The organism is Kineococcus sp. NBC_00420 (assembly GCF_036021035.1).
In the GTDB taxonomy this organism is placed as follows: Bacteria; Actinomycetota; Actinomycetes; order Actinomycetales; family Kineococcaceae; genus Kineococcus.
In genome coordinates this window covers 3,695,074-3,720,697 of the sequence record NZ_CP107930.1, presented here as the reverse complement: position 1 = coordinate 3,720,697, position 25,624 = coordinate 3,695,074, and the positions used below count along the sequence as shown (strand labels likewise).

The 25,624-nt window shown below is 68.6% G+C and carries 39 protein-coding genes; all 39 read right to left on the bottom strand.

The annotated features are described in order from the left end of the window. Positions 1-81: 81 nt before the first annotated feature. The 39 genes from rpsI to rpsL all read right to left on the bottom strand — a co-directional run bounded on the left by rpsI (position 82) and on the right by rpsL (position 25,557). Positions 82-546, bottom strand: a complete 465-nt coding sequence (gene rpsI, locus OG218_RS18390) for a 30S ribosomal protein S9 (RefSeq protein ID WP_380162235.1) — start codon at positions 544-546, stop codon at positions 82-84. A gap of 86 nt (positions 547-632) precedes the next feature. Further along, on the bottom strand, positions 633-1,076 hold the full coding sequence (gene rplM, locus OG218_RS18385; RefSeq protein WP_328294666.1) for a 50S ribosomal protein L13: 444 nt from the start codon (positions 1,074-1,076) through the stop codon (positions 633-635). Positions 1,077-1,279: 203 nt separating this feature from the next. Continuing rightward, positions 1,280-2,983 (bottom strand): ABC-F family ATP-binding cassette domain-containing protein, encoded by a 1,704-nt coding sequence (locus tag OG218_RS18380; RefSeq protein WP_328294665.1) that lies wholly within the window; start codon positions 2,981-2,983, stop codon positions 1,280-1,282. A gap of 25 nt (positions 2,984-3,008) precedes the next feature. Beyond that, on the bottom strand, positions 3,009-3,509 hold the full coding sequence (locus OG218_RS18375) for a SixA phosphatase family protein (RefSeq protein ID WP_328294664.1): 501 nt from the start codon (positions 3,507-3,509) through the stop codon (positions 3,009-3,011). A gap of 51 nt (positions 3,510-3,560) precedes the next feature. Next, positions 3,561-4,394, bottom strand: coding sequence for a tRNA pseudouridine synthase A (locus OG218_RS18370; protein WP_328294663.1), 834 nt, complete (start codon positions 4,392-4,394; stop codon positions 3,561-3,563). Positions 4,395-4,471: 77 nt separating this feature from the next. Further along, entirely contained in the window at positions 4,472-5,083 is a 612-nt protein-coding gene (gene rplQ, locus OG218_RS26690) for a 50S ribosomal protein L17 (protein WP_380158417.1), read from the bottom strand. A gap of 60 nt (positions 5,084-5,143) precedes the next feature. Further along, entirely contained in the window at positions 5,144-6,157 is a 1,014-nt protein-coding gene (locus tag OG218_RS18360; protein ID WP_328294662.1) for a DNA-directed RNA polymerase subunit alpha, read from the bottom strand. A 142-nt stretch (positions 6,158-6,299) separates the two neighbouring features. Beyond that, positions 6,300-6,707, bottom strand: coding sequence for a 30S ribosomal protein S11 (gene rpsK, locus OG218_RS18355; protein WP_328294661.1), 408 nt, complete (start codon positions 6,705-6,707; stop codon positions 6,300-6,302). 101 nt (positions 6,708-6,808) lie between these two features. Beyond that, positions 6,809-7,189, bottom strand: a complete 381-nt coding sequence (gene rpsM / locus OG218_RS18350) for a 30S ribosomal protein S13 (RefSeq protein WP_328294660.1) — start codon at positions 7,187-7,189, stop codon at positions 6,809-6,811. A 188-nt stretch (positions 7,190-7,377) separates the two neighbouring features. After that, positions 7,378-7,491 (bottom strand): 50S ribosomal protein L36, encoded by a 114-nt coding sequence (gene rpmJ, locus OG218_RS18345; RefSeq protein WP_106209588.1) that lies wholly within the window; start codon positions 7,489-7,491, stop codon positions 7,378-7,380. 61 nt (positions 7,492-7,552) lie between these two features. Next, positions 7,553-7,774, bottom strand: coding sequence for a translation initiation factor IF-1 (gene infA / locus OG218_RS18340; RefSeq protein ID WP_012084955.1), 222 nt, complete (start codon positions 7,772-7,774; stop codon positions 7,553-7,555). Positions 7,775-8,011: 237 nt separating this feature from the next. After that, a complete protein-coding gene (gene map / locus OG218_RS18335) occupies positions 8,012-8,824 on the bottom strand; it encodes a type I methionyl aminopeptidase (protein ID WP_328294659.1) in 813 nt (270 codons plus the stop codon). Between the two features lie 12 nt (positions 8,825-8,836). Continuing rightward, entirely contained in the window at positions 8,837-9,409 is a 573-nt protein-coding gene (locus OG218_RS18330) for an adenylate kinase (protein WP_328294658.1), read from the bottom strand. Beyond that, positions 9,406-10,707 (bottom strand): preprotein translocase subunit SecY, encoded by a 1,302-nt coding sequence (gene secY, locus OG218_RS18325; protein ID WP_328294657.1) that lies wholly within the window; start codon positions 10,705-10,707, stop codon positions 9,406-9,408. Before secY ends, OG218_RS18330 begins: the two co-directional genes overlap by 4 nt. A gap of 198 nt (positions 10,708-10,905) precedes the next feature. Next, the gene (rplO, locus tag OG218_RS18320) at positions 10,906-11,364 is read right to left on the bottom strand and encodes a 50S ribosomal protein L15 (RefSeq protein ID WP_380158424.1); all 459 of its coding nucleotides are present in this window, start codon (positions 11,362-11,364) and stop codon (positions 10,906-10,908) included. Further along, positions 11,364-11,546, bottom strand: a complete 183-nt coding sequence (gene rpmD / locus OG218_RS18315) for a 50S ribosomal protein L30 (RefSeq protein WP_012084962.1) — start codon at positions 11,544-11,546, stop codon at positions 11,364-11,366. Before rpmD ends, rplO begins: the two co-directional genes overlap by 1 nt. Beyond that, entirely contained in the window at positions 11,546-12,211 is a 666-nt protein-coding gene (rpsE, locus tag OG218_RS18310) for a 30S ribosomal protein S5 (RefSeq protein ID WP_380158426.1), read from the bottom strand. The genes rpmD and rpsE overlap by 1 nt, the downstream gene beginning before the upstream one ends. 31 nt (positions 12,212-12,242) lie before the next feature. Further along, complete coding sequence (gene rplR / locus OG218_RS18305) at positions 12,243-12,620, bottom strand: 50S ribosomal protein L18 (protein ID WP_328294656.1); 378 nt, start codon at positions 12,618-12,620, stop codon at positions 12,243-12,245. A gap of 2 nt (positions 12,621-12,622) precedes the next feature. After that, the gene (gene rplF, locus OG218_RS18300; protein ID WP_328294655.1) at positions 12,623-13,162 is read right to left on the bottom strand and encodes a 50S ribosomal protein L6; all 540 of its coding nucleotides are present in this window, start codon (positions 13,160-13,162) and stop codon (positions 12,623-12,625) included. Between the two features lie 13 nt (positions 13,163-13,175). Continuing rightward, entirely contained in the window at positions 13,176-13,574 is a 399-nt protein-coding gene (gene rpsH / locus OG218_RS18295) for a 30S ribosomal protein S8 (protein WP_328294654.1), read from the bottom strand. A 106-nt stretch (positions 13,575-13,680) separates the two neighbouring features. Continuing rightward, on the bottom strand, positions 13,681-13,866 hold the full coding sequence (locus tag OG218_RS18290) for a type Z 30S ribosomal protein S14 (RefSeq protein ID WP_328294653.1): 186 nt from the start codon (positions 13,864-13,866) through the stop codon (positions 13,681-13,683). A gap of 2 nt (positions 13,867-13,868) precedes the next feature. Continuing rightward, complete coding sequence (rplE, locus tag OG218_RS18285; RefSeq protein WP_328294652.1) at positions 13,869-14,438, bottom strand: 50S ribosomal protein L5; 570 nt, start codon at positions 14,436-14,438, stop codon at positions 13,869-13,871. Next, on the bottom strand, positions 14,438-14,809 hold the full coding sequence (gene rplX, locus OG218_RS18280) for a 50S ribosomal protein L24 (RefSeq protein ID WP_328294651.1): 372 nt from the start codon (positions 14,807-14,809) through the stop codon (positions 14,438-14,440). The genes rplE and rplX overlap by 1 nt, the downstream gene beginning before the upstream one ends. A gap of 2 nt (positions 14,810-14,811) precedes the next feature. Continuing rightward, a complete protein-coding gene (gene rplN, locus OG218_RS18275; protein WP_012084971.1) occupies positions 14,812-15,180 on the bottom strand; it encodes a 50S ribosomal protein L14 in 369 nt (122 codons plus the stop codon). Between the two features lie 134 nt (positions 15,181-15,314). Then, positions 15,315-15,599, bottom strand: a complete 285-nt coding sequence (gene rpsQ, locus OG218_RS18270) for a 30S ribosomal protein S17 (RefSeq protein ID WP_328294650.1) — start codon at positions 15,597-15,599, stop codon at positions 15,315-15,317. Continuing rightward, positions 15,596-15,844 carry a 50S ribosomal protein L29 gene (gene rpmC, locus OG218_RS18265; protein WP_328294649.1) on the bottom strand — a complete coding sequence of 83 codons (249 nt, stop codon included), beginning with the start codon at positions 15,842-15,844 and terminating at the stop codon, positions 15,596-15,598. The genes rpsQ and rpmC overlap by 4 nt, the downstream gene beginning before the upstream one ends. Further along, positions 15,844-16,260 (bottom strand): 50S ribosomal protein L16, encoded by a 417-nt coding sequence (gene rplP, locus OG218_RS18260; protein WP_328294648.1) that lies wholly within the window; start codon positions 16,258-16,260, stop codon positions 15,844-15,846. The genes rpmC and rplP overlap by 1 nt, the downstream gene beginning before the upstream one ends. Before the next feature lie 3 nt (positions 16,261-16,263). Beyond that, positions 16,264-17,073 (bottom strand): 30S ribosomal protein S3, encoded by an 810-nt coding sequence (gene rpsC, locus OG218_RS18255; protein ID WP_328294647.1) that lies wholly within the window; start codon positions 17,071-17,073, stop codon positions 16,264-16,266. Beyond that, entirely contained in the window at positions 17,073-17,453 is a 381-nt protein-coding gene (gene rplV, locus OG218_RS18250) for a 50S ribosomal protein L22 (RefSeq protein ID WP_012084976.1), read from the bottom strand. Before rplV ends, rpsC begins: the two co-directional genes overlap by 1 nt. A gap of 56 nt (positions 17,454-17,509) precedes the next feature. Beyond that, a complete protein-coding gene (gene rpsS, locus OG218_RS18245; RefSeq protein ID WP_012084977.1) occupies positions 17,510-17,791 on the bottom strand; it encodes a 30S ribosomal protein S19 in 282 nt (93 codons plus the stop codon). Between the two features lie 15 nt (positions 17,792-17,806). Then, a complete protein-coding gene (gene rplB, locus OG218_RS18240; RefSeq protein ID WP_328294646.1) occupies positions 17,807-18,643 on the bottom strand; it encodes a 50S ribosomal protein L2 in 837 nt (278 codons plus the stop codon). Between the two features lie 56 nt (positions 18,644-18,699). Next, a complete protein-coding gene (rplW, locus tag OG218_RS18235; protein WP_328296261.1) occupies positions 18,700-19,002 on the bottom strand; it encodes a 50S ribosomal protein L23 in 303 nt (100 codons plus the stop codon). 5 nt (positions 19,003-19,007) lie between these two features. Further along, entirely contained in the window at positions 19,008-19,712 is a 705-nt protein-coding gene (rplD, locus tag OG218_RS18230) for a 50S ribosomal protein L4 (RefSeq protein WP_328294645.1), read from the bottom strand. A gap of 5 nt (positions 19,713-19,717) precedes the next feature. Then, positions 19,718-20,377 carry a 50S ribosomal protein L3 gene (gene rplC / locus OG218_RS18225; RefSeq protein WP_328294644.1) on the bottom strand — a complete coding sequence of 220 codons (660 nt, stop codon included), beginning with the start codon at positions 20,375-20,377 and terminating at the stop codon, positions 19,718-19,720. A gap of 14 nt (positions 20,378-20,391) precedes the next feature. Further along, positions 20,392-20,700, bottom strand: a complete 309-nt coding sequence (rpsJ, locus tag OG218_RS18220; RefSeq protein ID WP_012084982.1) for a 30S ribosomal protein S10 — start codon at positions 20,698-20,700, stop codon at positions 20,392-20,394. A gap of 476 nt (positions 20,701-21,176) precedes the next feature. Beyond that, positions 21,177-22,370 carry an elongation factor Tu gene (tuf, locus tag OG218_RS18215; RefSeq protein ID WP_328294643.1) on the bottom strand — a complete coding sequence of 398 codons (1,194 nt, stop codon included), beginning with the start codon at positions 22,368-22,370 and terminating at the stop codon, positions 21,177-21,179. Between the two features lie 157 nt (positions 22,371-22,527). Next, the gene (gene fusA / locus OG218_RS18210) at positions 22,528-24,630 is read right to left on the bottom strand and encodes an elongation factor G (protein ID WP_328294642.1); all 2,103 of its coding nucleotides are present in this window, start codon (positions 24,628-24,630) and stop codon (positions 22,528-22,530) included. Between the two features lie 80 nt (positions 24,631-24,710). Beyond that, positions 24,711-25,181, bottom strand: a complete 471-nt coding sequence (gene rpsG / locus OG218_RS18205; RefSeq protein ID WP_328294641.1) for a 30S ribosomal protein S7 — start codon at positions 25,179-25,181, stop codon at positions 24,711-24,713. Between the two features lies 1 nt (position 25,182). Beyond that, positions 25,183-25,557: a 30S ribosomal protein S12 gene (rpsL, locus tag OG218_RS18200; RefSeq protein ID WP_012084987.1), complete on the bottom strand. Its 375-nt coding sequence runs from the start codon at positions 25,555-25,557 to the stop codon at positions 25,183-25,185. Positions 25,558-25,624: the final 67 nt, after the last annotated feature.

The following is a 25,624-nucleotide window of genomic DNA, read 5'->3' as shown; positions in this document are numbered from 1 at the left end:
CGGCCGACACCGGCCGGACGTGACACGACGGCCCCGGGAGGACTCCCGGGGCCGTCGTGACGGTACTCGCTGAGCGCTGGATCAGCGCTTGCTGAACTGCGGCGCCTTGCGGGCCTTCTTCAGCCCGGCCTTCTTGCGCTCGATGGCGCGCGGGTCGCGGGTCAGGAACCCGGCCTTCTTCAGGGACGGGCGGTTGGCCTCGAGGTCGATCGCGTTCAGCGCGCGGGCGACACCGAGACGCAGCGCGCCGGCCTGACCGGAGGAGCCACCACCGTGGATGCGGGCGATGACGTCGAACGACCCCTCGAGCGCGGTGACGCGGAAAGGCTCGTTGACGAGCTGCTGGTGCACCTTGTTCGGGAAGTAGTTGTCCAGCTCACGACCGTTGATCGTCCACTTGCCGGTACCCGGCACGATGCGGACGCGGGCGACGGCTTCCTTGCGGCGGCCGGTGGCCCCGCCGGGAGCGATGATGCTGTTGCCGCCGGTCGCCGGGGTGGACGACTCGGAGGTGTACGTGCCGGTGAACTCGTCGGACTCGGTGATGTCCTCGACGACCTCAGGGGTGAAATCGGTGCTCACGATGCTCCTCGCTCAGTTTGCCGGGTGTGCGGCGGTGTGACTGCCGCGGCTCACTGCGCGACCTGGTGGATCGTGTACGGCACGGGCTGCTGAGCCGCGTGCGGGTGCTCCGGGCCGGCGTAGACCTTGAGCTTGCTCATGACCTGACGACCGAGGGAGTTCCGGGGGATCATGCCGCGGATGGCCTTCTCGACGGCCTTCTCCGGGTTCTTCTCCAGCAGGTCGACGTAGCTGGTGGCCTTCAGACCGCCCGGGTAGCCCGAGTGGCGGTAGGCGACCTTCTGCTCGCGCTTGGAGCCGGTGAGGGCCACCTTGGCGGCGTTGACGATGATGACGAAGTCGCCACCGTCGACGTGCGGCGCGTAGGTCGCCTTGTGCTTGCCGCGCAGGAGCGTCGCGGTCTGCACCGCGAGGCGGCCCAGCACGACGTCCTCCGCGTCGATGACGAGCCAGCGGTGATCGATGTCGCCTGGCTTCGGGGTGAACGTGCGCACGGGGGTTGCCCATCTCCTCGAGACGAATTGCGGACCGGCCCGCGCTCGAGATCCTGCAGCGCGCAGGTCATGAGACCGGGCGCTGACGGCAGGCACTGCGTGGGCACAACGACTCCCGACGGTACCTGTCGTCCACGCCGCGGGTCAAAACGGCTCCGCCGCGGCCGTGGTCGACGCGCGGTCAGCGCGTGGTCGACGCGTGGTCAGCGCGCCCGTTCGACCCGGCTGACGTCCCACACGGGCTCCGGTGTCTCCACGACCCGACCGTCCTCGCCGAAGAGCAGGAAGCGGTCGAAACCGCGGGCGAACCAGCGGTCGTGGGTGACGGCCACGACCGTCCCCTCGAAGACCCCCAGCGCCTGCTCCAGCGCCTCCGCGGAGTGCAGGTCGAGGTTGTCGGTCGGTTCGTCCAGCAGCAGCAGCGTCGCCCCGGACAGCTCCAGCAGCAGGATCTGCAACCGGGCCTGCTGACCCCCGGAGAGGTGCTCGAAGCGCTGTTCCGCGGCCTCGGCCAGGCCGTAGCGGTCCAGCGCCCGCGAGGCCGCCTCGCGGTCCAGGCCGGAGCGGTGGGAGTTCCCGCGGTGCAGGACGTCCAGCAGGGTCTTGCCGACCAGCGAGGGCTGCTCGTGGGTCTGGGCGAACCACCCCGGCCGCACCCGCGCCCCGAGGCGTGCGGAACCGCGGTGCGCGACGGGGTCGGGGACGTGCTCGTCCACCGGGCGGTGCTCGGCGTCGGGGTCGGAGCCGCCGGCGGCCAGCAACCGCAGGAAGTGCGACTTGCCGGAACCGTTCGCCCCGAGGACCGCGACCCGGTCCCCCAGCCACAGCTCGGCGTCGAAGGGCTTCATGAGGCCCGTCAGCTCCAGGCCCTCCACGACCACGGCGCGCTTGCCGGTCCGCCCGCCCTGCAACCGCATCCGGACGTCCTGGGCCGCCGGGGGCGCCTGCGGCGGACCGGCCTCCTCGAACTTCGCGAGCCGGGTCTGGGCGGCGGCGTAGCGCGAGGCCATGCCGTCGTTGAACTTCGACTTCTCCCGCAGGGTCACGACGAGGGTGCGGAGCTTGACGCGTTCCTCGTCCCAGCGCCGCCGGAGTTCCTCCAGCCGTTCCCCGCGGGCCTGGCGGGCCGCGCCGTAGTCGGCGAAGGAACCCCCGTGGGTCCAGGAGACCGCACCCAGCGCACCGGGTTCCAGCGTCACGATGCGTTCCGCCGCAGCGGAGAGCAGTTCCCGGTCGTGGCTCACCAGCAGCACCGACTTCGTCGTGGCGCGGAGCTGTTCCTCCAGCCAGCGCTTGCCGGGGACGTCGAGGTAGTTGTCGGGTTCGTCGAGCAGCAGGACGCCCTCGGGTCCGCGCAGCAACGCCTCCAGGACGAGGCGCTTCTGCTCCCCGCCGGAGAGCGTCCGCACCGGCCGGTACCGGCAGGCCTCGAACGACATCCCCAGCGCGGCCGAGGTGCACTCGTCCCAGAGGACCTCCTGCTCGTACCCGCCGGCGTCACCGAAGTCGGCCAGGGCCTGCGCGTAGCGCATCTGGGACTTCTCCGACTCCTCCTCGACCATCGCGGTCTCGGCGGTCTCGACGGCCGCGAACGCTCGGCGCAGGGCCTCGGGGGCGACGGAGACGAGGAGTTCGGCCACCGAGGTCTCGTCGCGGACGGAACCGACGAACTGACGCATCACGCCGAGCCCGCCGCTGCGGGCGATCGCGCCCTCCTGCACCGGTTCGTCCCCGGCGATGAGCCGCAGCAGGGTGGTCTTGCCGGTGCCGTTGGGACCGATCAGCGCGGTCGTCGACCCGTCGGCGACGCGGAACGACACCCCGTCGAGGAGGGGGCGCCCGTCCGGCAGTTCGTGCCCGACCCCCGAGACGTCGACGTGCCCACCGCTGTTCCCAGATCCCGCCACGGGCGACCAGTCTGCCGTGCGGTGGCTAGTGCTCGCCGCCGGTTTCCGCGCGGGCGGTGTGCTGGTGGGTCAGGCTGCAGCTGGTGGTGTCCGCGTCGGCCCACTCCCCCTGCACCGCGACGACGGCGATGCCCCCGGTGCGCAGCTGGCTCACCTCACCGGTGAGGGCCTCGACGAGGGAGCTCACGCCGGGGTTGTGCGCGACGATCACGACGGTCGCGTCGGGGCGGTCGGTGTCCAGACCCCGCACGATGCGCAGCAGGTCACCGAGCGAGGCCTCGTAGAGCCGCTCCTCGTCGACGACGACCGGAGCGACGCCCCACCCGTCCAGCAGGCGCGCGGTGGTCTCCTCGGTCCGGCGGGCGGGCGAGGTCAGCAGCAGGTCGCAGCCACCGACGTTCTCCGCGAGCCACCGACCGGCCTCGACGGCGTCCGCCTTCCCCCGTTCGGCGAGGGGGCGGGCGATGTCCTGGAGTCCTACCGGCGAATCGGCCTTCGCGTGGCGGACGACGACGAGCGTGGGCACACCCACCACCCTGCCCCACGACCACCCGGGCGCGCCGCCCGGGCCACCCGCTCAGGGGAGCGTGCGCACCGCACGGGCCTCGTGGGCGCGCGCGGCCAGGTCCCCGTCGGCGGGGTAGACGACCTCCTCGAGGGTCAGTCCCTGCGCTGCGACGACCGCGACGGTGGGGTCGCGCACCGCGGCGTCCTGCACCAGCCGGGGCCAGGCGACGTCGCGACGGCCGTCACCCACGGCCAGCGCGGCGCCGACGAGGGCGCGCACCATCGAGTGGCAGAAGGCGTCCGCCTGCACGTCGGCCACGAGCAGACCGTCACCGTCCCGGGTCCACGAGTACGCCAGCAGGGTCCGCACGGTCGTGGCGCCCTCCCGGGGCCGGCAGAACGCGGCGAACTCGCGCAGGCCGACGAGGCTGCGCGCCGCGAGGTCCATCGCGCCCAGGTCGAGGGGGCGGCGGTGGTGCAGGACGTCGAAGCGCCGCAACGGCGGGAGCCCCGCGGGGTCGTCGCAGACGCGGTACGCGTAGCGGCGGCGCAGGGCGCTGAAGCGGGCGTCGAAACCCTCGGGGGCGAGCCCGGCCCGGTGCACCCGCACGTCGGGCGGCAGGACGCCCGCCAGGCGCCGTACGAGGGCCGCTGCGGGCTCCGTGCCCGACCGGCCCGGGACGGCGTCCCAGCGGGCGCGCGGGACGTCGACGTGGGCCACCTGGCCGTTCGCGTGCACCCCGGCGTCGGTGCGCCCCGCCACGGTGAGCCGGGGGGCGGGGTCCAGGCGCAGGACCCGGGCCAGCCCGGCGGTCAGCTCGCCCTGGACGGTGCGCAACCCCGGCTGCTCGGCCCAGCCGGAGAAGGCGGTGCCGTCGTAGCCGAGGTCCAGTCGCACCCGCACGACGCCGGGGGGAACGCGGACGAGCCCGCCCTCCCCGGTGTCGGGGAGGACGGGCTCGTCGGGGTGAAGGGAGGCGCTCAGGCCTGGTCCTTCGTGTTCTCGTCGCTCGGGTCGGCCTCGGCGGCGTCGACCTCGACACCCTCGTCAGCGGTCGCCGGGGCGTCCGCGTCGGGGAGGGTGTCGGGCTGGTCCACGCTGCCGGCCTCGACCTGGTTCGCGTCGGTGGACTCGGCCGCGGGGGCCTCGTCACCGACGACGACCTCGTCGGCCGCCGGAGCGGTCGCCGCGGCGGCGCGCTCCGCCTCGCGGACGACACCCTGCTTGGCGCTGACCGGCTCCATGACGAGCTGGATCACCGCCATGGGGGCGTTGTCGCCCTTGCGGGGCCCGATCTTGACGATGCGGGTGTACCCACCGTTGCGCTCGGCCATGGCCGGCGCGATCTCGGTGAAGAGGAAGTGCACGACGGACTTGTCGCGGATCGTCTTCATGACCTCGCGGCGGGCCGCCAGGTCACCCTTCTTCGCGAAGGTGATCAGGCGTTCGGCGTACGGACGCATCCGCTTGGCCTTGGCCTCGGTGGTGGTGATGCTGCGGTGCTCGAAGAGGGCCGTCGCCAGGTTGGCGATGATCAGCTTCTCGTGGGCCGGCCCGCCGCCGAGCCGCGGACCCTTGGTGGGGGTGGGCATGTTGTTGTCTCCTCGGTTTTACCCCTCCCCCGCGTCAGCGGGGGGAGGGGCGACGGACGGTCAGAGCTGCTCGTCCTCGGCGAACGACGCGTCGTCGTCCTCGAAGTCGTTGACGACGGCGCTCGGGTCGAACCCGGGCGGGGAGTCCTTGAGGTGCAGGCCCATGCCGACCAGCTTGGCCTTCACCTCGTCGATGGACTTCTGCCCGAAGTTGCGGATGTCGAGCAGGTCGGCCTCGCTGCGCGAGACCAGTTCCCCGACGGTGTGGATGCCCTCGCGCTTGAGGCAGTTGTAGGACCGGACGGTGAGGTCCAGCGCCTCGATCTCCAGCGCGAGGTCCGCCGCCAGCGCGGCGTCGGTCGGCGAGGGACCCATGTCGATGCCTTCGGCCTCGACGTTGAGCTCACGGGCCAGACCGAACAGCTCGGTCAGCGTCTTGCCCGCGGACGCCACGGCGTCGCGCGGGGTGATGGCGTGCTTGGTCTCGACGTCGACGACGAGACGGTCGAAGTCCGTCCGCTGCTCGACGCGGGTCGCCTCGACCTTGTACGTCACCTTCAGGACGGGGGAGTAGATCGAGTCGACCGGGATGCGGCCGATCTCCTGCTCACCCGTCTTGTTCTGCGCCGCCGAGACGTAGCCGCGGCCGCGTTCGACCGTCAGCTCCAGCTCGAGCTTGCCCTTGCCGTTGAGCGTCGCGATGTGCAGGTCGGGGTTGTGGACCTCGACCCCCGCGGGCGGGGCGATGTCGGCCGCGGTGACCGCGCCCGGCCCCTGCTTGCGCAGGTACATCACGACGGGTTCGTCGTGCTCCGAGGAGACCACGAGGTTCTTGACGTTGAGGACGATCTCGGTGACGTCCTCCTTGACCCCCGGCACGGAGGTGAACTCGTGGAGCACACCGTCGATCCGCAGGCTCGTCACGGCCGCGCCCGGGATGGACGACAGCAGCGTGCGGCGCAGCGAGTTGCCGAGGGTGTACCCGAAGCCGGGTTCGAGGGGTTCGATGACGAAGCGCGAGCGGTACTCGTCGACGACGTCCTCGGTGAGGGTGGGGCGCTGTGCGATCAGCACGGAGGTTCCTTCCCGCGGGCGTCCGCCATATGACGCCCCGCACGCCCGTCAGCATCGGTCCGCCGACGGGGTCTGACTCGATCAGAGAACTGGTCCGATCAGGTGGGTCCCGCAGGCCTGGGCCTGCGGGACCGCACCGACGTCAGACGCGCCGACGCTTGGGCGGCCGGCAGCCGTTGTGCGGGCTGGGGGTGACGTCCTGGATCGCGCCGACCTCCAGGCCGGTGGCCTGGAGGGAACGGATCGCGGTCTCGCGGCCGGAACCCGGTCCCTTGACGAAGACGTCGACCTTGCGCATGCCGTGCTCCTGCGCACGACGCGCGGCCGCCTCGGCGGCCATCTGCGCAGCGAACGGGGTCGACTTGCGGGACCCCTTGAACCCGACCTGACCGGCCGACGCCCACGCGATGACCGCGCCCGTCGGGTCGGTGATCGAGACGATCGTGTTGTTGAACGTCGACTTGATGTGCGCGTGACCGTGCGCGACGTTCTTCTTCTCCTTGCGACGCGGCTTGCGCGTCGCCGTGGCCGTACGGCTCTTGGGAGGCATGCTCTCCGGGCTCCTGGTGTACTGCGGCGACTGAGATCGAGGGCGAACCCGTGGGTTCGCGAGGCGGCCCGCTGGCGGACCGCGCCGTCAGACTGCGACGGTTACTTGCGACCGGCCTTCTTCTTGCCGGCCACGGTGCGCTTCGGGCCCTTGCGGGTGCGCGCGTTGGTCTTGGTGCGCTGCCCGCGGACGGGCAGACCGCGGCGGTGCCGCAGGCCCTGGTAGCAACCGATCTCCACCTTGCGGCGGATGTCGGCGGCCACCTCGCGGCGGAGGTCACCCTCGACGCGGTAGTTGCCCTCGATGTGGTCGCGGAGCGCGACCAGGTCGTCGTCCGTGAGGTCGCGGACGCGCAGGTCCGGACTCACGCCCGTCGCGGCCAGGGTTTCCTGGGCTCGCGTGCGACCGACGCCGTAGATGTACGTGAGCGCGATCTCCAGCCGCTTTTCGCGGGGGAGGTCGACGCCGACGAGACGTGCCATGCGGGATGGTCCCTATCTGTCGCGGAGGTCTGGTGCAGGACCTGCCCCGCCGTCTCCTGCGGGTCCCCGGCCTCCGACCGGGGGTGTCACCGACCGCGGCTCGTGCTGCGGTCGGAGGGTCCTGCGCTGGGTGCCACCGTCTGCGTGCGGTGACCTTTCCGTGGATCGACTGCTGGGTGAGCCGGAGCTCAGCCCTGACGCTGCTTGTGACGCAGGTTGTCGCAGATGATCATGACCCGACCGTGACGGCGGATCACCTTGCACTTGTCGCAGATCTTCTTGACGCTCGGCTTGACCTTCATCGCTTCTCCGGTCGTGCTGACCCCGCCCGCGGGGAGCGGGGATCGGCGGCCAGTGGGTGGGTCACTTGTAGCGGTAGACGATGCGCCCGCGGGACAGGTCGTAGGGGCTGAGCTCGACGACCACCCGGTCCTCCGGGAGGATGCGGATGTAGTGCTGGCGCATCTTCCCCGAGATGTGGGCGAGCACCTTGTGACCGTTGCTCAGCTCGACGCGAAACATCGCGTTCGGCAGGGCCTCGATCACGGTGCCTTCGATCTCGATGACGCCGTCCTTCTTCGGCATGTCCTCCGCTTTTCCATCAAGTGTCGGTTCGGGATCAGCCCGGCCCTCGTGAGCACAGAACGTGCGAACGAGGAGGCATGGCGGACCGACGGTCAAGCTTACGTGACGGCGCGCCTGAGACGAAATCGGGCGATGATGCCGCTGAAGTGGGCTGGGGCGCAACACAAGACGCGTCCGGCGCTGCGCGCCGGCTCCAGCACCCGACCGCGGGGGGCGGCGCCGCAGCCCCTGGCGGGGTCAGGCGGAAGGGACCTGGACCCCGAACGCCGCGAGCTCCGAGGCGCCCCCGTCGGGTGCGGTCAGCACCCAGAGGCCCTCGTCGAGGACGGCCACGGTGTGCTCCCAGTGCGCGGCGCGGGTGCCGTCGGAGGTGACCACGGTCCAGTCGTCCGGCAGGACGTCGGTCTCGATCCCCCCACGGGTGCACATCGGCTCGATGGCCAGCACCATGCCGGGACGGACCTTGGGGCCCTTCTCGCGGACCCGGTAGTTCAGGACGTCGGGCGCCATGTGCATGGCCGTGCCGATCCCGTGGCCGGTGTAGCCGTCGACGATGCCCAGGCGGCCGTCCACGGCGTCCTCCACGGCCGCGCCGACGTCGCCGACCCTCCCGCGTGCGTCGAGGGCTGCGATGCCCGCCCAGAGCGCCTGACGGGTGATCTCGACCAGTTCCGCGTCGCCGGCGTCGTCCGGCTCACCCACGATCGCGGTGAAGGCGGAGTCGCCGTGCCAGCCGTCGACCACCGCTCCCCCGTCGATCGAGACGACGTCGCCCGCCACGAGCGGGGTGTCGCCGGGGATCCCGTGCACGACGACCTCGTTGACCGAGATGCAGAGCGTGGCCGGGTAGCCGTGGTAACCGAGGAAGTTGGACGTCCCACCACCCGCGTGGATGACCTCCGCGCCGATGGCGTCCAGCTCCTTCGGAGTGATCCCGGGCCGCAGGGCGGCCCGCACCGACTCCAGGGCCGCGGACGTCAGCAGCCCCGCCGCACGCATCTTCTGGATCTGTTCGGGGGTCTTGATCTCGACCCGTTCACGTCCGAGCACGGTGGCGGCGCGTCAGTTCGGGAGGCCGAGGGCGGCGACCAGGCGCGAGGTGACCTCGGCGATCCCGCCGAGGCCGTCGACGCTGCGCAGCAGCCCGCGGTCGGAGTAGACCTTCACGAGGGGCGCCGTCTGGTCCAGGTAGACCTGCTGGCGGGTGCGGACGACCTCTTCGGTGTCGTCGCTGCGCCCCTGCTCCAGCGCGCGGTGCGTCAGCCGACGGACGAGCTCGTCGGTGTCCGCGGTGATCTCGAGCACGTGCTCGAGCTTCACGCCGAACCCGGAGAGCATCTCGTCGAGCTCGCGGACCTGGTCCGTCGTGCGGGGGTAGCCGTCGAGGATGAAGCCCTCGGTGGCGTCGGGCTGCTCGAGGCGGTCGTGGACCATCGCGTTGGTCACGGTGTCCGGCACGTACTTGCCGGCGTCCAGGTACTCCTGGACGGTCTTGCCCAGTTCGGTCTGCTCCGCGACGTGGGTCCGGAAGATGTCGCCGGTGGAGATGGCCGGCACCCCCAGGCGGGCGGAGAGGAGCTTGGCCTGGGTGCCCTTGCCGGCACCCGGCGGACCGAGGAGGACGAGACGAGTCATCGCAAGAACCCTTCGTAGTTGCGCTGTTGGAGCTGGGACTCGATCTGCTTCACCGTCTCGAGCCCGACCCCGACGATGATCAGGATCGACGTGCCCCCGAAGGGCAGGTTCGTGCTGGCGTTGAAGAGCACGATAGCGATGAGCGGGAGCAGGGCGATCAGTCCCAGGTACAGCGATCCTGGCAGGGTGATGCGGGTGAGGATGTAGTCCAGGTACTCGGCGGTGGGCCGTCCGGCGCGCACCCCGGGGATGAAACCGCCGTACTTGCGCATGTTCTCGGCGACCTCGTCCGGGTTGAACGTGATCGCGACGTAGAAGTACGCGAAGAAGATGATGAGCAGGAAGTACGTGACCATGTACAGCGGGTGGTCACCCTTGGTCAGGTTGTCGTTGATCCAGATGACCCAGCCCGCGTTCGGGTCGCTGAACTGGCCCACCAGCGCCGGCAGGTACAGCAGCGACGACGCGAAGATCACCGGGATGACGCCGGCCATGTTGACCTTGAGCGGGATGTAGGTCGAGGTGCCCCCGTACATGCGGCGGCCGATCATCCGTTTGGCGTACTGGACGGGCACCCGGCGCTGGGACTGCTCGACGGCCACGACGAGGGCGACCACCACGACGATGATCGCGAGGACCGCGACGAAGGTGCCCCAGCCCTGCTGGTTCTGGATGCCCCAGAGCGCGGAGGGGAAGCCCGCGGCGATCTGGGCGAAGATCAGCAGGGACATGCCGTTGCCGATGCCGCGCTCGGTGACGAGCTCACCCATCCACATGATCAGGCCGGTGCCGGCGGTCATGGTCATGACCATCAGCACGATCGTCTGGACGCTCTGGTCGGGGAGGACCTGGGCGTTGCACGCCGTGCCGAAGAGCCGCGAGGGGTCCTTGGCGATGGTCACGTAGGTGGTCGACTGCAGGACCGCGAGACCGATCGTCAGGTACCGCGTGTACTGCGTGAGCTTGGTCGTCCCCTGCTGGCCCTCCTTCTTGAGGTCCTCGAAGCGCGGGATGACCACCGTCAGCAGCTGGATGATGATGCTCGCTGTGATGTACGGCATGATCCCGAGCGCGAAGATGCTCAGCTGCAGCAGCGCGCCGCCGGAGAACAGGTTCACCAGGCCCAGCAGGTCGTTGCCCGACTGCGACGCCTTGATGCACGACTGGACGGCGCTGTAGGAGACCCCTGGGGCCGGGACGAACGAGCCGAGCCGCACCAGCACGATGATCCCCAGCGTGAAGAGCAGCTTGCGGCGCAGGTCGGGCGTCCGGAAGGCGCGACCGATTGCGGTGAGCACTACAACCTCCTGCACCGCACTCCCCCGCGGTGCGCGGGGAGGGCGGGTTCGTCACTGACAGATCGGACGGTTGGGCCGGACGTGCGACACGTCGCACGCACGCAGCCCACAGAGGACCCTACCCCGCCACAAACGCACACGCGGCGGTAGCGGACGATCACTCGTCGCTACCGCCGCGTGGGCTGTGTCGTCGCTGGGTCAGCGAACGGTGGTGGAACCGCCCGCAGCCGCGATCTTCTCGGCCGCCGACGTCGAGAACTTGTCTGCCGTCACCTGCAGAGCCACGGAGATCTCCCCCGTGCCCAGCACCTTGACGAGCTGGCCCTTGCGGACCGCGCCACTGGCGACGAGCTCGTCGACACCGATGGTGCCGCCTTCGGGGAAGAGGGAGCCGAGCTTGTCGAGGTTGACGACCTGGTACTCGACGCGGAACGGGTTCTTGAACCCGCGCAGCTTCGGCAGGCGCATGTGCAGGGGCATCTGGCCGCCCTCGAAGGCCTCGGGCACCGAGTAACGAGCCTTGGTGCCCTTGGTCCCACGACCGGCGGTCTTGCCCTTGCTGCCCTCACCGCGACCCACACGGGTCTTGGCGGTGTTCGAACCCGGAGCCGGACGCAGGTGGTGCAGCTTCAGGACGTGTTCACCCTGGTTGGCCATCAGTCGACCTCCTCCACGGTCACGAGGTGCGAGACGGTGTTGACCATCCCGCGGAACTCGGGCTTGTCGTCCTTGACGACCGACTGCCCGATCTTGTGCAGGCCGAGGCTGCGCAGCGTCTCGCGCTGGTTCTGCTTGCGGCCGATGCCCGAGTTGATCTGGGTCACCTTGAGACGAGCCATCAGGAGGTCACCCCCGCAGCCTGGGCGCGCAGCAGCGCGACCGGGGCGACGTGCTCGACGGGCAGACCACGACGCGCCGCCACCTGCTCGGGACGCTCGAGGCCACGGAGGGCCTCGATCGTCGCGTGCACGATGTTGATGGCGTTGCTGCTGCCGAGGGACTTCGACAGGACGTCGTGGATACCCGCGCACTCGAGCACCGCGCGGACGGGACCACCGGCGATGACGCCGGTACCCGGGGAAGCCGGGCGCAGCATGACCACGCCGGCCGCCTTCTCACCCTGGATGGGGTGCGGGATGGTCCCCTGGATCCGCGGGACGCGGAAGAAGTTCTTCTTGGCCTCTTCGACACCCTTGGCGATCGCCGCGGGCACCTCCTTGGCCTTGCCGTAGCCGACACCGACGGTTCCGTCGCCGTCACCCACGACCACGAGGGCCGTGAAGCTGAAGCGACGGCCGCCCTTGACGACCTTGGCGACGCGGTTGATGGTCACGACGCGCTCGACGAAGTTGCTGCGGTCACCCGCACCACCCTGTCCGCGGTCGCGACCGCCACCGGCGTTGTCGCGACGGCCGCGGTTGTCGCCGCTGCCGCCACCACGGTTGTCGTTGTTGCCGCCGGCCGCACCGGCGCCACCGGCGCCTCGGCGCTGGGGTCCAGGCATCAGACGTTCCTCATCTCTTCGAGTGCTCGGGTCACAGGGCCAACCCGGCTTCCCGGGCGCCGTCGGCGATGGCCGCGACTCGACCCGCGTACCGGTTCCCACCGCGGTCGAAGACCACGGCTTCGATGCCGGCCGCCTTGGCCCGCTCGCCGACGAGGACGCCGACAGCCTTCGCCTTGGCCGACTTGTCGTCGCTGCTCGCGCGCAGGTCCGTCTCCATGGTCGAGGCCGACGCGAGGGTGTGACCCTGTGCGTCGTCGATGACCTGGACGAACACGTGCCGGGCGGACCGGGTGACGACGAGACGCGGACGCACTGCGGTGCCCACGACCTTCTTGCGCACTCGGGTGTGACGGCGCTTGAGCGAAGCCGCCTTGCCCTTCGTGGTGCGCTGAGTGGAGAGACCCATCGTCACTTACCAGCCTTTCCGACCTTGCGGCGGATCTGCTCGCCGGCGTAGCGAACGCCCTTGCCCTTGTAGGGGTCGGGCTTGCGCAGCTTGCGGATGTTGGCGGCGATCTCGCCCACCTGCTGCTTGTCGATGCCGGCGACGGAGAAGCGCGTGTTGTTCTCGACGGCGAAGGTGATGCCGGCCGGAGCCTTCACCACGACCGGGTGGCTGAAGCCGAGGGCGAACTCGAGGTCCGAACCCTTCGGCGTCACGCGGTAACCGGTACCGACGATCTCGAGCTTCTTCTCGTAGCCCTTCGTCACACCCTCGACCATGTTGGCCAGCAGGGTGCGGGTGAGTCCGTGCAGCGAGCGCGAGACGCGCTCGTCGTCCGGACGCTTGACCAGCAGCGTGCCGTCTTCGCCACGTTCGACGGAGATCGGGGACGCGATGGTGTGGTTCAGCTCGCCCTTGGGGCCCTTGACCGTGACGGCGAGGCCGTCGATGGTCACGTCCACGCCCGTGGGGACGGTGATCGGGAGTCGACCGATGCGCGACATGAGTCCTCCTCCCTCACCAGACGTAGGCGAGGACTTCCCCACCCACGCCCTTCTTGTTGGCCTGCTTGTCGGTCAGGAGACCCGAGGAGGTGGACAGGATCGCCACGCCCAGGCCGCCCAGAACGCGGGGCAGGTTGGTCGACTTCGCGTACACCCGGAGACCGGGCTTGCTCACACGGCGCAGGCCGGCGATCGAACGCTCGCGGTTGGGGCCGAACTTCAGCTCCATGGACAGCTTCTTGCCGACTTCGGCGTCCTCCACGGACCAGGAGGCGATGTAGCCCTCGGCCTGCAGGATCTCGGCGATGTGCGACTTCAGCTTGCTGTACGGCATGGACACGGTGTCGTGGTACGCCGAGTTGGCGTTACGCAAGCGCGTCAACATGTCGGCGATGGGGTCAGTCATCGTCATCGGGCTCGTCCGCCCTTCCTCGCCGGGGTTTCCGGTGCGCGGTGTGCGCTCCGGACCTTCGGCGTCGTCGAAATGATGTCAGAAGTCACCAGCAGGTCGATCCCACTCACCAGCTGCTCTTGGTCACACCGGGCAGCTCGCCCGCGTGTGCCATCTCGCGCACACAGATTCGGCACAGGCCGAACTTCTTGTACACGGCGTGGGGACGCCCGCACTTCTGGCAACGGGTGTAGCCACGAACCTTGAACTTCGGCTTGCGTGCGGCCTTGGTGATCAGAGCGGTCTTCGCCACGGTCAGTTCTCCTTGAACGGGAAGCCCAGAGCACGCAGCAGCGCACGGCCTTCGTCGTCGGTCTTCGCCGTCGTCACGACCGTGATGTCCATACCGCGGACGCGGTCGATCCTGTCCTGGTCGATCTCGTGGAACATGGACTGCTCGTTGAGACCGAAGGTGTAGTTGCCGTTCCCGTCGAACTGCTTCGGCGAGAGACCACGGAAGTCGCGGATGCGCGGGAGCGCCAGCGACGTCAGACGGTCGAGGAACTCCCACATGCGGTCGCCCCGCAGCGTGGTGTGGCAACCGATCGGCATGCCCTCGCGCAGCTTGAACTGCGCGATCGACTTGCGGGCCTTGGTGACCTGCGGCTTCTGACCGGTGATGGCCGTCAGGTCGCGGACAGCGCCGTCGATGAGCTTGGAGTCACGAGCCGCCTCGCCGACACCCATGTTCACCACGACCTTGACCAGGCCGGGGATCTGCATGACGTTCGGGTAGGCGAACTGCTCGTGCAGCTGACCCTTGATCTCTTCGCGGTAGCGCTGCTTCAGACGCGGCAACGCACGGGTTTCAGTCGTCGTGGTCATCAGATGTCCTTGCCGGAACGCTTGGCGACGCGGATGCGGTTGGTCTTGGTGCGACCGTCGCGTTCCACCTGCTCCGTGCGGATGCCCACACGGGTCGGCTTCTTGGTCTCCGGGTCGACGAGCTGCACGTTCGAGATGTGGATGGGGGCCTCGCGCTCGACGATGCCACCCTCCGTGCCCGGACGAGCCTTGGTGTGACGCTTGATGCGGTTCACACCCTCGACGAGGACGCGCTGGGTCTCCCCGTTGACGTCCAGGACCTTGCCCTGCTTGCCGAGGTCGGACGTCTTGGTCCCGTCCTCGTTGCGACGACCGCGAACGCGGGTGATGACCTGGACCAGGTCACCCTTCTTGATGCGGGTCTTCCCCATGGTCAGAGCACCTCCGGCGCCAGCGAGATGATGCGCATGAACTTCTTCTCGCGCAGTTCACGACCGACGGGCCCGAAGATTCGGGTGCCACGCGGGTCGCCGTCCGCGCGGAGGATCACCGCAGCGTTCTCGTCGAATCGGATGTACGAACCGTCGGCGCGCCGACGCTCCTTCTTGGTACGGACGATGACGGCCTTGACCACATCGCCCTTCTTGACGTTTCCACCGGGGATGGCGTCCTTGACCGTTGCCACGATCACGTCACCGATGCCGGCGTAGCGGCGGCCGGAGCCACCGAGCACGCGGATGCACAAGATCTCCTTGGCACCCGTGTTGTCGGCGACCTTGAGCCGCGACTCCTGCTGGATCACTCTCTACTCCTTCGTCGCGCCGGTTCTCGACCACCCGCTGAGGGGGCGAGCCTGGCCGAACGGACATGGAATCTGGGGGTGGGCCGCGACAGCGGCCCACCCGACGTCAGTCGCTGCGCTCGAGAGCGCGCGAATCACTTCGCGCGTTCGAGGACCTCGACGACGCGCCAGCGCTTGGTCGCCGAAGTGGGACGAGTCTCGGCGATGAGGACGAGGTCGCCCACACCGGCCGTCTCGACCTCGTCGTGCGCCTTGACCTTCGTGGTGCGGCGGATGACCTTCGCGTAGAGCGGGTGCTTCACGCGGTCCTCGACCTCGACCACGACGGTCTTCTGCATCTTGTCGCTGACGACGTAACCGCGGCGCGTCTTGCGGTCGCCACGATCGGTGGTGCTGGCGGCGCTGGTCTGCTCGCTCACTTCGCAGCCTCCTTCGTGATCGGCGCCTCGGTGATGCCGAGCTCGCGCTCGCGCATCGTCGTGTAGATGCGGGAGATGTCCCGCTTGACGGCCTTCAGCCGGGAGTTGTTCTCCAGCTGACCGGTCGCCGACTGGAAGCGCAGGTTGAACAGCTCTTCCTTGGCCTTCTTGAGCTCGTCGACCAGCTTCGCGTCCTCGAACTCACGCAGCTCGTCGGCGCCCAGGCCCTTCGTCCCGACGGCCATCATTCACCACCCTCGCGACGCACGATCTTGCACTTGACCGGGAGCTTGTGGATGGCGCGCGTCAGCGCCTCCGTAGCGATCTTCTCGGTCGGGAAGGACAGTTCGAACATCACCCGTCCGGGCTTGATGTTCGCGATCCACCACTCCGGCGAGCCCTTGCCGGAACCCATGCGGGTCTCGGCGGGCTTCTTCGTCAGCGGCCGGTCCGGGTAGATGTTGATCCAGACCTTGCCGCCACGACGGATGTGGCGGGTGATGGCGATACGAGCGGACTCGATCTGCCGGTTGGTGACGTAACCGCCCTCGACGGCCATGATCCCGTACTCACCGAAGGTGACCCGGGTGCCGCCGGAGGCCGCACCACGCCGCGTGGGGTGGTGCTGCTTGCGGTGCTTGACTCGGCGCGGAATGAGCACGACTCAGGCCTCCGATCCGGTGGTCGCCGGCGCTGCGGCAGCGGCCGGGGCCGCCTCCGCCGCGGGGGCGTCGCTGGTGGGACGAGGACGACGCGCACCACGGTCGGGGCGGTCGCTGCGCTCGCCACGACGCGGGGCGCGCGGGTTGGCGGCCTGCGACTGGGCGAGCTCACGGCTGGTGATGTCGCCGTGGTAGATCCAGACCTTCACGCCGATGCGGCCGAAGGTGGTGCGGGCCTCGTAGAAGCCGTAGTCGATGTTCGCGCGGAGGGTGTGCAGCGGCACACGGCCTTCGCGGTAGAACTCGGAACGGCTCATCTCGGCGCCGCCGAGACGACCGGCGCACTGGACACGGATGCCCTTGGCCCCGGAACGCATCGTGGTCTGCATCCCCTTGCGCATGGCGCGACGGAACGAGACGCGGCTGGCGAGCTGCTCGGCGACACCCTGGGCGACGAGCTGAGCATCGGTCTCGGGGTTCTTCACCTCGAGGATGTTCAGCTGCACCTGCTTGCCGGTGAGCTTCTCCAGCTCGGTCCGGATGCGGTCGGCTTCCGCCCCACGACGACCGATGACGATGCCCGGTCGTGCGGTGTGGATGTCGACGCGGACCCGGTCACGGGTGCGCTCGATCTCCACCTTGGAGATGCCGGCCCGCTCCATGCCCTTGGCCATGAGCTTGCGGATCGCGACGTCTTCCTTGACGTAGTCGGCGTAACGCTGACCAGTCTTGGTGGAGTCGGCGAACCACCGGCTGCGGTGATCGGTGGTGATGCCCAGTCGGAACCCGAACGGGTTGACCTTCTGTCCCATCAGCGGGTCCTCCTCGTCTTCTTGGCGCCCTTGACGGCGGGTGCGACGACCACGGTGATGTGGCTGGTGCGCTTCAAGATGCGCCCCGCGCGCCCTTGGGCACGGGGACGGAAGCGCTTCATCGTCGGGCCCTCGTCGACGTGGATCGCCTTGACGACGTACTCGGCCGGGTCGAACGCCTCAGAGTGCTTGTCAGCGTGGAACTTCGCGTTCGCCATGGCGCTCTCGACGAGCTTGCGAACGGGTTCCGCCGCGGACTGCGGGGCGAACGAGAGCACAGCGACGGCCTCAGTGGCCTGCTTGCCCCGGACGAGGTCGACGACTCGGCGCGCCTTCTGGGGCGTGACGCGGAGGTACCGCGTCTGCGCCTTGGCTTCCATCCTTGTCCTGCTTCCTGGTTTCGGTCTCGAAAGGTTGTCTCGCGGAGCCGGGAGGCTCAGCGGCGACGACCCTTGCGGTCGTCCTTCTCGTGGCCCTTGAACGTGCGCGTGGGCGCGAACTCGCCGAGCTTGTGCCCCACCATCGACTCAGTGACGAAGACGGGGGTGTGCTTGCGGCCGTCGTGCACCGCGAACGTGTGGCCCAGGAAGTCCGGCGTGACGACCGAACGGCGGGACCAGGTCCGGATGACGTTGTGCGTACCGGCCTCGTTCTGAGCGTCCACCTTCTTCTGAAGGTGGTCGTCGACGAACGGGCCCTTCTTCAAGCTGCGAGGCATGGCCTGAACTCCCTATCAGCGCTTCTTGCCGGTGCGGCGGCGACGAACGATGAGCTTGTCGCTCTCCTTGCCCGGACGCCGCGTACGGCCCTCAGGCTGACCCCACGGGCTGACGGGGTGACGACCACCGGACGTCTTCCCCTCACCACCACCGTGGGGGTGGTCGATCGGGTTCATGGCGACACCACGGACGGTCGGGCGCTTGCCCTTCCAGCGCATGCGGCCGGCCTTGCCCCAGTTGATGTTGGACTGCTCGGCGTTGCCGACCTCGCCGATGGTGGCGCGGCAGCGGACGTCGACGTTCCGGATCTCACCGGACGGCATGCGCAGCTGGGCGAAGCGGCCCTCGCGGGCGACCAGCTGAACGCTGGCGCCTGCGGAACGGGCGATCTTCGCTCCCCCACCGGGACGGATCTCGATCGCGTGGATCACCGTACCGACGGGGATGTTGCGCAGCGGCAGGTTGTTGCCGGGCTTGATGTCGGCCTCGGGGCCGTTCTCGATCCGGTCGCCCTGCTTGAGCTTGGCCGGCGCGATGATGTAACGCTTCTCACCGTCCACGTAGTGGAGCAGCGCGATGCGCGCGGTGCGGTTCGGGTCGTACTCGATGTGCGCGACCTTGGCCGGCACGCCGTCCTTGTCGTGACGACGGAAGTCGATCACGCGGTAGGCGCGCTTGTGGCCACCACCGATGTGGCGGGTGGTGATGCGGCCGGACGAGTTGCGACCACCGGTCTTGGACAGCGGGCGAACGAGCGACTTCTCAGGCTCGCTCCGCGTGATCTCGACGAAGTCGGCGACGGACGAGCCGCGGCGGCCCGGTGTCGTCGGCTTGTACTTGCGGATTCCCATTGCAGCGTTTCCTCGGGTTCGAAGGTTGTCTACGGCAGTCGTGCGAGCCCGCAGGCTCAGGCGACCGAGCCGCCGAAGATGTCGATCGTGCCCTCGCGCAACGTCACGATGGCCCGCTTGGTGTCCTTGCGCTTACCCGTGCCGTACCGGGTGCGCCGGCTCTTGCCCTGCCGGTTCGCGGTGTTCACCGACGAGACCTTGACGCCGAAGACGCGTTCGACCGCGACCTTGATCTCGGTCTTGTTCGCGCCCGGGTCGACCAGGAACGTGTACTTCCCCTCGTCGATGAGCGCGTAGCTCTTCTCCGAGACGACCGGCGCGAGCAGGATGTCGCGCGGGTCCTTCTGGGTTCCACCGATGGCACTCACAGGGTGCTCCCTTCCGACTCCGCTGCCACCGCGGTCGCGCTGCGACCCGTCGGCGGCCCCGCGACGAAGGCGTCGAGCGCCGCGCGGGTGAAGACGACGTCGTCGCTCTTCATGACGTCGTAGGTGTTCAGCTGGTCCTGGGGCAGGACGTGCACGTTGTCGAGGTTGCGGAGGCTCTTGACCGCCACCTCGTCGTCGCGGGTGAGCACGACGAGCACGTTCTTGCGACCCGACAGCGTGGCGATGAGCGTCCGCGCGGTCTTCGTCGAGGGGGCGTCACCCGAGGCGAGGCCTTCGACGACGTGCAGACGGTCGTGACGCACCCGGTCGGAGAGGGCACCGCGCAGAGCGGCCGCCTTCATCTTCTTGGGGGTGCGCTGGGAGTAGTCGCGGGGCTTGGGCCCGTGGACGATCCCGCCGCCGGTGAACTGGGGGGCGCGCAGCGAACCCTGACGGGCGCGGCCGGTGCCCTTCTGCTTGTACGGCTTCTTGCCGCCACCACGGACCTCGCCACGACGCTTCGTCGAGTGCGTGCCCTGACGTGCCGCCGCGAGCTGCGCGGTCACGACCTGGTGGATCAGCGAGATGTTCGCCTGGCGGCCGAAGTCCTTCGCGGGGAGTTCGACGGTGCCGTTGCTGCCGCCGTCGACGGTCCGCAGCGGGACGGTGATGGCCTCGGTCTGAGCGGTTTCGGTTGTCATCAGGCTCAGGCCTCCTTCACGCGCGCCTTGGACGCGCTCTTGACGAGCACGAGGCCGCCGCGGGGACCGGGGATCGCGCCCGTGATGAGCAGCAGACCCTTCTCCACGTCGATGGCCTGCACGGTCAGGTTCTGGGTGGTCTGGCGAGCCGCACCCATGCGGCCGGCCATGCGCATGCCCTTGAACACGCGACCCGGGGTGGCGCAGCCGCCGATCGACCCGGGCTTGCGGTGGTTGCGGTGCGCACCGTGGGAGGCGCCGACGCCGTGGAAGCCGTGACGCTTCATGACACCGGCGAAGCCCTTGCCCTTGGTGGTGCCCACCACGTCGACGGTGGCGCCGGCCGCGAAGGCCTCAGCGGTGACTTCCTGTCCCAGGGAGTACTCCGCGGCGTCCGTCGTGCGCAGTTCCACCAGGTGACGGCGCGGCGCGACGCCGGCCTTCTCGAAGTGGCCGGCAGCAGGCTTGTTCGCCTTGCGCTGCGCGATGGCCGTGGTGGCCAGCTGGACGGCTTCGTAGCCGTCGTCGGTAGTGGTGCGGATCTGGGTGACGACGTTGGGCTCGACCTTGACGACGGTCACGGGGACGATGCGGTTGTCCGCGTCCCACAGCTGCGTCATGCCGAGCTTGGTGCCGAGCACCCCTCGCACTTGCCTGTCGCTCATGGTGTTGGAATCCCTCAGAGCTTGATCTCGATGTCGACACCGGCCGGGAGGTCGAGTCGCATGAGCGAGTCGACGGTCTTCGGCGTGGGGTCGATGATGTCGATGAGGCGCTTGTGTGTGCGCATCTCGAAGTGCTCGCGGCTGTCCTTGTACTTGTGCGGCGAGCGGATGACGCAGTAGACGTTCTTCTCGGTCGGCAGCGGCACGGGCCCAGCGACCGAGGCGCCCGTCCGGGTCACCGTGTCGACGATCTTGCGCGCCGAACTGTCGATGACCTCGTGGTCGTAGGCCTTGAGCCTGATGCGGATCTTCTGTCCCGCCATGGCGTCGTCTGACTCTCTCTCTTCGTACCGCTACTGACTCGCGCACGGCGCGGTGCACCTGCTGGTGCTCCGACCCCCGAGGTCGGGCGTGTCGCGCTTTCGCACGATCTTCACCGTCTCCCGGTTGCCCGGATTGGTCCTGTCGTCCTGTTCAGGTTGCCCTGGAGGTCCAGGTGAACCGTCCGCCGCCCGTACGAGACGTTCGACGTTCGCGGTTGACGCTCCGTGGTCCTGGTCCGGTCCCCGGATCGGGTGGAATCGTGATCCAGGCGCGGACCAGCGGCGCGGCAACTCCGACAGTTTGCCAGACGGAGGGGGCCGTTGGCGAATCGAGTCAGCGGCAGCAACGGTGGTGGCTACTGCGTGGTCTGCAACGCGTTGCGCTGCACGACGAAGGGGCGGGTCCGAGTGGACCCGCCCCTCCGTCTGGCGGAGCGTCCCGTCGGGAGAGGGTGGACCTCCCCCGACGGATCAACTCACTTGAGGATCTTCACGACCCGGCCGGCGCCGACGGTGCGGCCACCTTCACGGATGGCGAACTTCAGGCCCTCTTCCATGGCGATCGGCTGGATGAGGTCGACCTTCATCTCAGTGTTGTCGCCGGGCATGACCATCTCGGTGCCCTCGGGCAGCGAGACGACGCCGGTGACGTCGGTCGTCCGGAAGTAGAACTGCGGACGGTAGTTGTTGTAGAACGGCGTGTGACGGCCACCCTCGTCCTTGGACAGGATGTACGCCTGGCCCTCGAACTCGGTGTGCGGCGTGATGCTGCCGGGCTTGACCACGACCTGGCCGCGCTCGACGTCGTCACGCTTGAGGCCACGCAGGAGCAGGGCGGCGTTGTCGCCGGCCTGGCCGCTGTCCAGCATCTTGTTGAACATCTCGATGCTGGTCACGGTGGTCTTGGCGGACGTCGGACGGATGCCGACGACCTCGACCTCCTGGTTGACGTTCAGGACGCCACGCTCGATGCGCCCGGTCACGACGGTGCCGCGGCCGGTGATCGTGAAGACGTCTTCGATCGGCATCAGGAACGGCTGGTCGATGGCGCGCTCGGGCTCGGGGATCGCGGTGTCGACCGCGTCCATGAGCTCCATGAGCTTCTCGCCCCACTCGGCGTCGCCCTCGAGCGCCTTCAGCGCCGAGACGCGGACGACGGGGAGGTCGTCACCGGGGAACTCGTAGGACGTGAGGAGCTCACGCACCTCCATCTCGACGAGCTCGAGGAGTTCCTCGTCCTCGACCATGTCGGCCTTGTTCAGCGCGACCACGATGTAGGGAACGCCGACCTGGCGGGCCAGGATGACGTGCTCCTTGGTCTGCGGCATCGGGCCGTCGGTCGCCGCGACCACGAGGATCGCACCGTCCATCTGGGCCGCACCCGTGATCATGTTCTTGATGTAGTCCGCGTGACCCGGGCAGTCGACGTGGGCGTAGTGACGCGCCTCGGTCTGGTACTCGACGTGTGCGATCGAGATCGTGATGCCGCGCTGACGTTCCTCAGGGGCCTTGTCGATCTGGTCGAACGCCGAGGCCTTGTTCAGCTCCGGGAACTTGTCGTGCAGCACGCGGGTGATCGCCGCGGTCAACGTCGTCTTCCCGTGGTCGATGTGACCAATCGTGCCGATGTTGACGTGCGGCTTGGTCCGCTCGAACTTCGCCTTCGCCACTGGGGGTCCTCCTCGGACTATCGTTTTCTTCCCGACCCGGTCAACGGGTGGGTGGGTGACCTGGCTGGTCACTGGCCCACGCGGTGGTGGTCCAGGGGTCGTGCAGGGTGGGGAAGCGGTCCTGGTGGACCGCTCCCCCGGGTCTGTCAGGAGCGGGTCATTCCCCGCGGACCTTCTTGACGATCTCTTCCGCCACGTTCCGCGGAACTTCAGCGTAGTTGGAGAACTGCATCGAGTAGACCGCGCGGCCCTGGGTCTTGGACCGGAGGTCGCCGACGTAGCCGAACATCTCCGACAACGGGACGGTGGCCTTGACGAGCTTGGCCCCGCTGACGTCGTCCATGGACTCGATCTGCCCACGGCGGGAGTTCAGGTCGCCGATGACTTCGCCCATGTAGTCGGCGGGCGTGCGCACCTCGACGGCCATGACCGGCTCGAGGAGCACGGGCTGCGCCTTGCGGACAGCTTCGCGCAGAACCATCTTGCCGGCGATCTTGAAGGCCATCTCCGACGAGTCGACGTCGTGCGCCGCACCGTCGTTGAGGGAGGCCTTGATGCCGACGAGCGGGTAACCCGCGACGACACCCTCCTGCATGGCTTCCTGGATGCCCTGGTCCACGGAGGGGATGTACTCACGCGGGACACGGCCACCGGTGACGGCGTTCACGAACTCGTAGAACGTGCCGTCAGCGGTGTCCATCGGCTCGATCGAGACCTGGACCTTCGCGTACTGGCCCGAACCACCCGTCTGCTTCTTGTGGACGTAGTCCTCCTTGAGGACCGCCCGACGGATGGTCTCGCGGTAAGCCACCTGGGGCTTGCCGACGTTGGCCTCGACCTTGTACTCGCGCTTCATCCGGTCGACGAGGATGTCGAGGTGGAGCTCGCCCATCCCCTTGATGATCGTCTGACCGGTCTCCTGGTCGAGCTCGACCTGGAAGGTCGGGTCCTCTTCGGCCAGGCGCTGGATCGCGGTACCGAGCTTCTCCTGGTCGCCCTTGGTCTTCGGCTCGATGGCGACCGAGATCACGGGCTCCGGGAAGGTCATCGACTCGAGGACGACCTGCTGGGCGGCGTCGGAGAGGGTGTCCCCGGTCGTCGTCTCCTTCAGGCCGATCATCGCGTAGATGTGACCCGCACGGGCCTCGTCCACGGGGTTCTCCTTGTTGGAGTGCATCTGGAAGAGCTTCCCGATGCGCTCCTTCTTCCCCTTGGTCGAGTTCACGACCGCGGAGCCGGCCGCGACCACGCCGGAGTACACCCGGACGTAGGTCAGCTTGCCGAAGAAGGGGTGTGCCGCGACCTTGAACGCCAGAGCCGAGAACGGCTCCGTCGCGTCGGGCTTGCGGATGATCTCGACGGACTCGTCGCCGACCTTGTGACCCACCATCGGCTTCACGTCGAGCGGCGAGGGCAGGTAGTCGATGACCGCGTCGAGCATGGGCTGCACGCCCTTGTTCTTGAACGCGGAGCCGCAGAAGATCGGGTACAGCTCGGAGTTGATCGTCAGCTTGCGAACCGCAGCCTTAATCTCCTCGGGCGTGATCTCCTCGCCGCCGAGGTACTTCTCCAGGAGGGCCTCGTCGGTCTCCGCGACGCGCTCGACGAGCTTCGCGTGGTACTCCTCGGCCTGCTCCTGCAGGTCGGCCGGGATCTCCTCGACGGTGTAGTCCGCACCGATCTGGACCTCACCGTGCCACGTGAGGGCACGCATGTAGACGAGGTCGATCATGCCGGAGAACGTGTTCTCGGCACCGATCGGGAGCTGCATCACGAGGGGTTCCGCACCGAGGCGGTCCTTGATGGTGTCGACGGTGAAGAAGAAGTCGGCGCCCAGCTTGTCCATCTTGTTGACGAAGCAGATGCGGGGGACGTCGTACTTGTCCGCCTGCCGCCACACCGTCTCGGACTGCGGTTCGACACCTTCCTTGCCGTCGAAGACGGCGACCGCGCCGTCGAGGACGCGCAGCGAGCGCTCGACCTCGACCGTGAAGTCCACGTGGCCCGGGGTGTCGATGATGTTGATCTGGGTGCCCTCCCAGAAGCAGGTGGTGGCTGCGGAGGTGATGGTGATGCCCCGCTCCTGCTCCTGCGCCATCCAGTCCATCGTGGCCGCGCCGTCGTGCACTTCGCCGATCTTGTAGTTGATCCCCGTGTAGAAGAGGATCCGCTCCGTCGTCGTGGTCTTGCCGGCGTCGATGTGAGCCATGATGCCGATGTTGCGGACCTTGGTCAGGTCCGTCAGCACGTCCTGTGCCACGGTTTACTGCCTCTTCCCTGGGATCGAGGGGGTGAGTCGGCCGGCACGGTCGGACGAACCGACCGTGCCAGGCGCTGGGGTCACCAGCGGTAGTGCGCGAAGGCCCGGTTCGACTCGGCCATCTTGTGGGTGTCCTCGCGACGCTTCACCGCGGCACCGAGGCCGTTCGAGGCGTCCAGGATCTCGTTGAGCAGACGCTCGGTCATCGTCTTCTCGCGACGCTGACGCGAGTAGCCCACGAGCCAGCGCAGCGCCAGCGTCGTGGAACGCGTGGGGCGCACCTCGATGGGCACCTGGTAGGTCGAACCACCGACGCGGCGGGACTTGACCTCGATCGCAGGCTTGACGTTGTCCAGCGCGCGCTTCAGCACGACGACGGGGTCGCCACCGGTCTTCTCACGGGCGCCCTCGAGCGCGCCGTAGACGATGGACTCGGCGACGGACTTCTTCCCGTCGAGGAGGATCTTGTTCACGAGCTGCGTCACCAGGGGAGACTGGTAGACGGGGTCCACCACGAGGGGACGCTTGGGTGCGGGGCCCTTGCGCGGCATGTCAGCTCTTCTCCTTCTTCGCGCCGTAGCGGCTGCGGGCCTGCTTGCGGTTCTTCACGCCCTGCGTGTCGAGCGACCCGCGGACGATCTTGTAGCGGACACCGGGGAGGTCCTTCACTCGACCGCCACGCACCAGGACCATCGAGTGCTCCTGGAGGTTGTGGCCGACGCCCGGGATGTAGGCGGTGACCTCGATGCCGCTCGTCAGCTTGACGCGGGCGACCTTGCGCAGAGCCGAGTTCGGCTTCTTCGGGGTCGTTGTGTACACGCGCGTGCACACGCCGCGTCGCTGCGGGCTGCCCTTCAGGGCGGGCGTCTTGGTCTTGACGACCTTGTCCTCCCGGCCCTTGCGGACCAGCTGCTGGATGGTGGGCACCCTGTCTCCGTCTTTTTCGATCTTGTGTGTCGGCTGATGTCATCGGGACGCGCTACCCGTCGTGGGC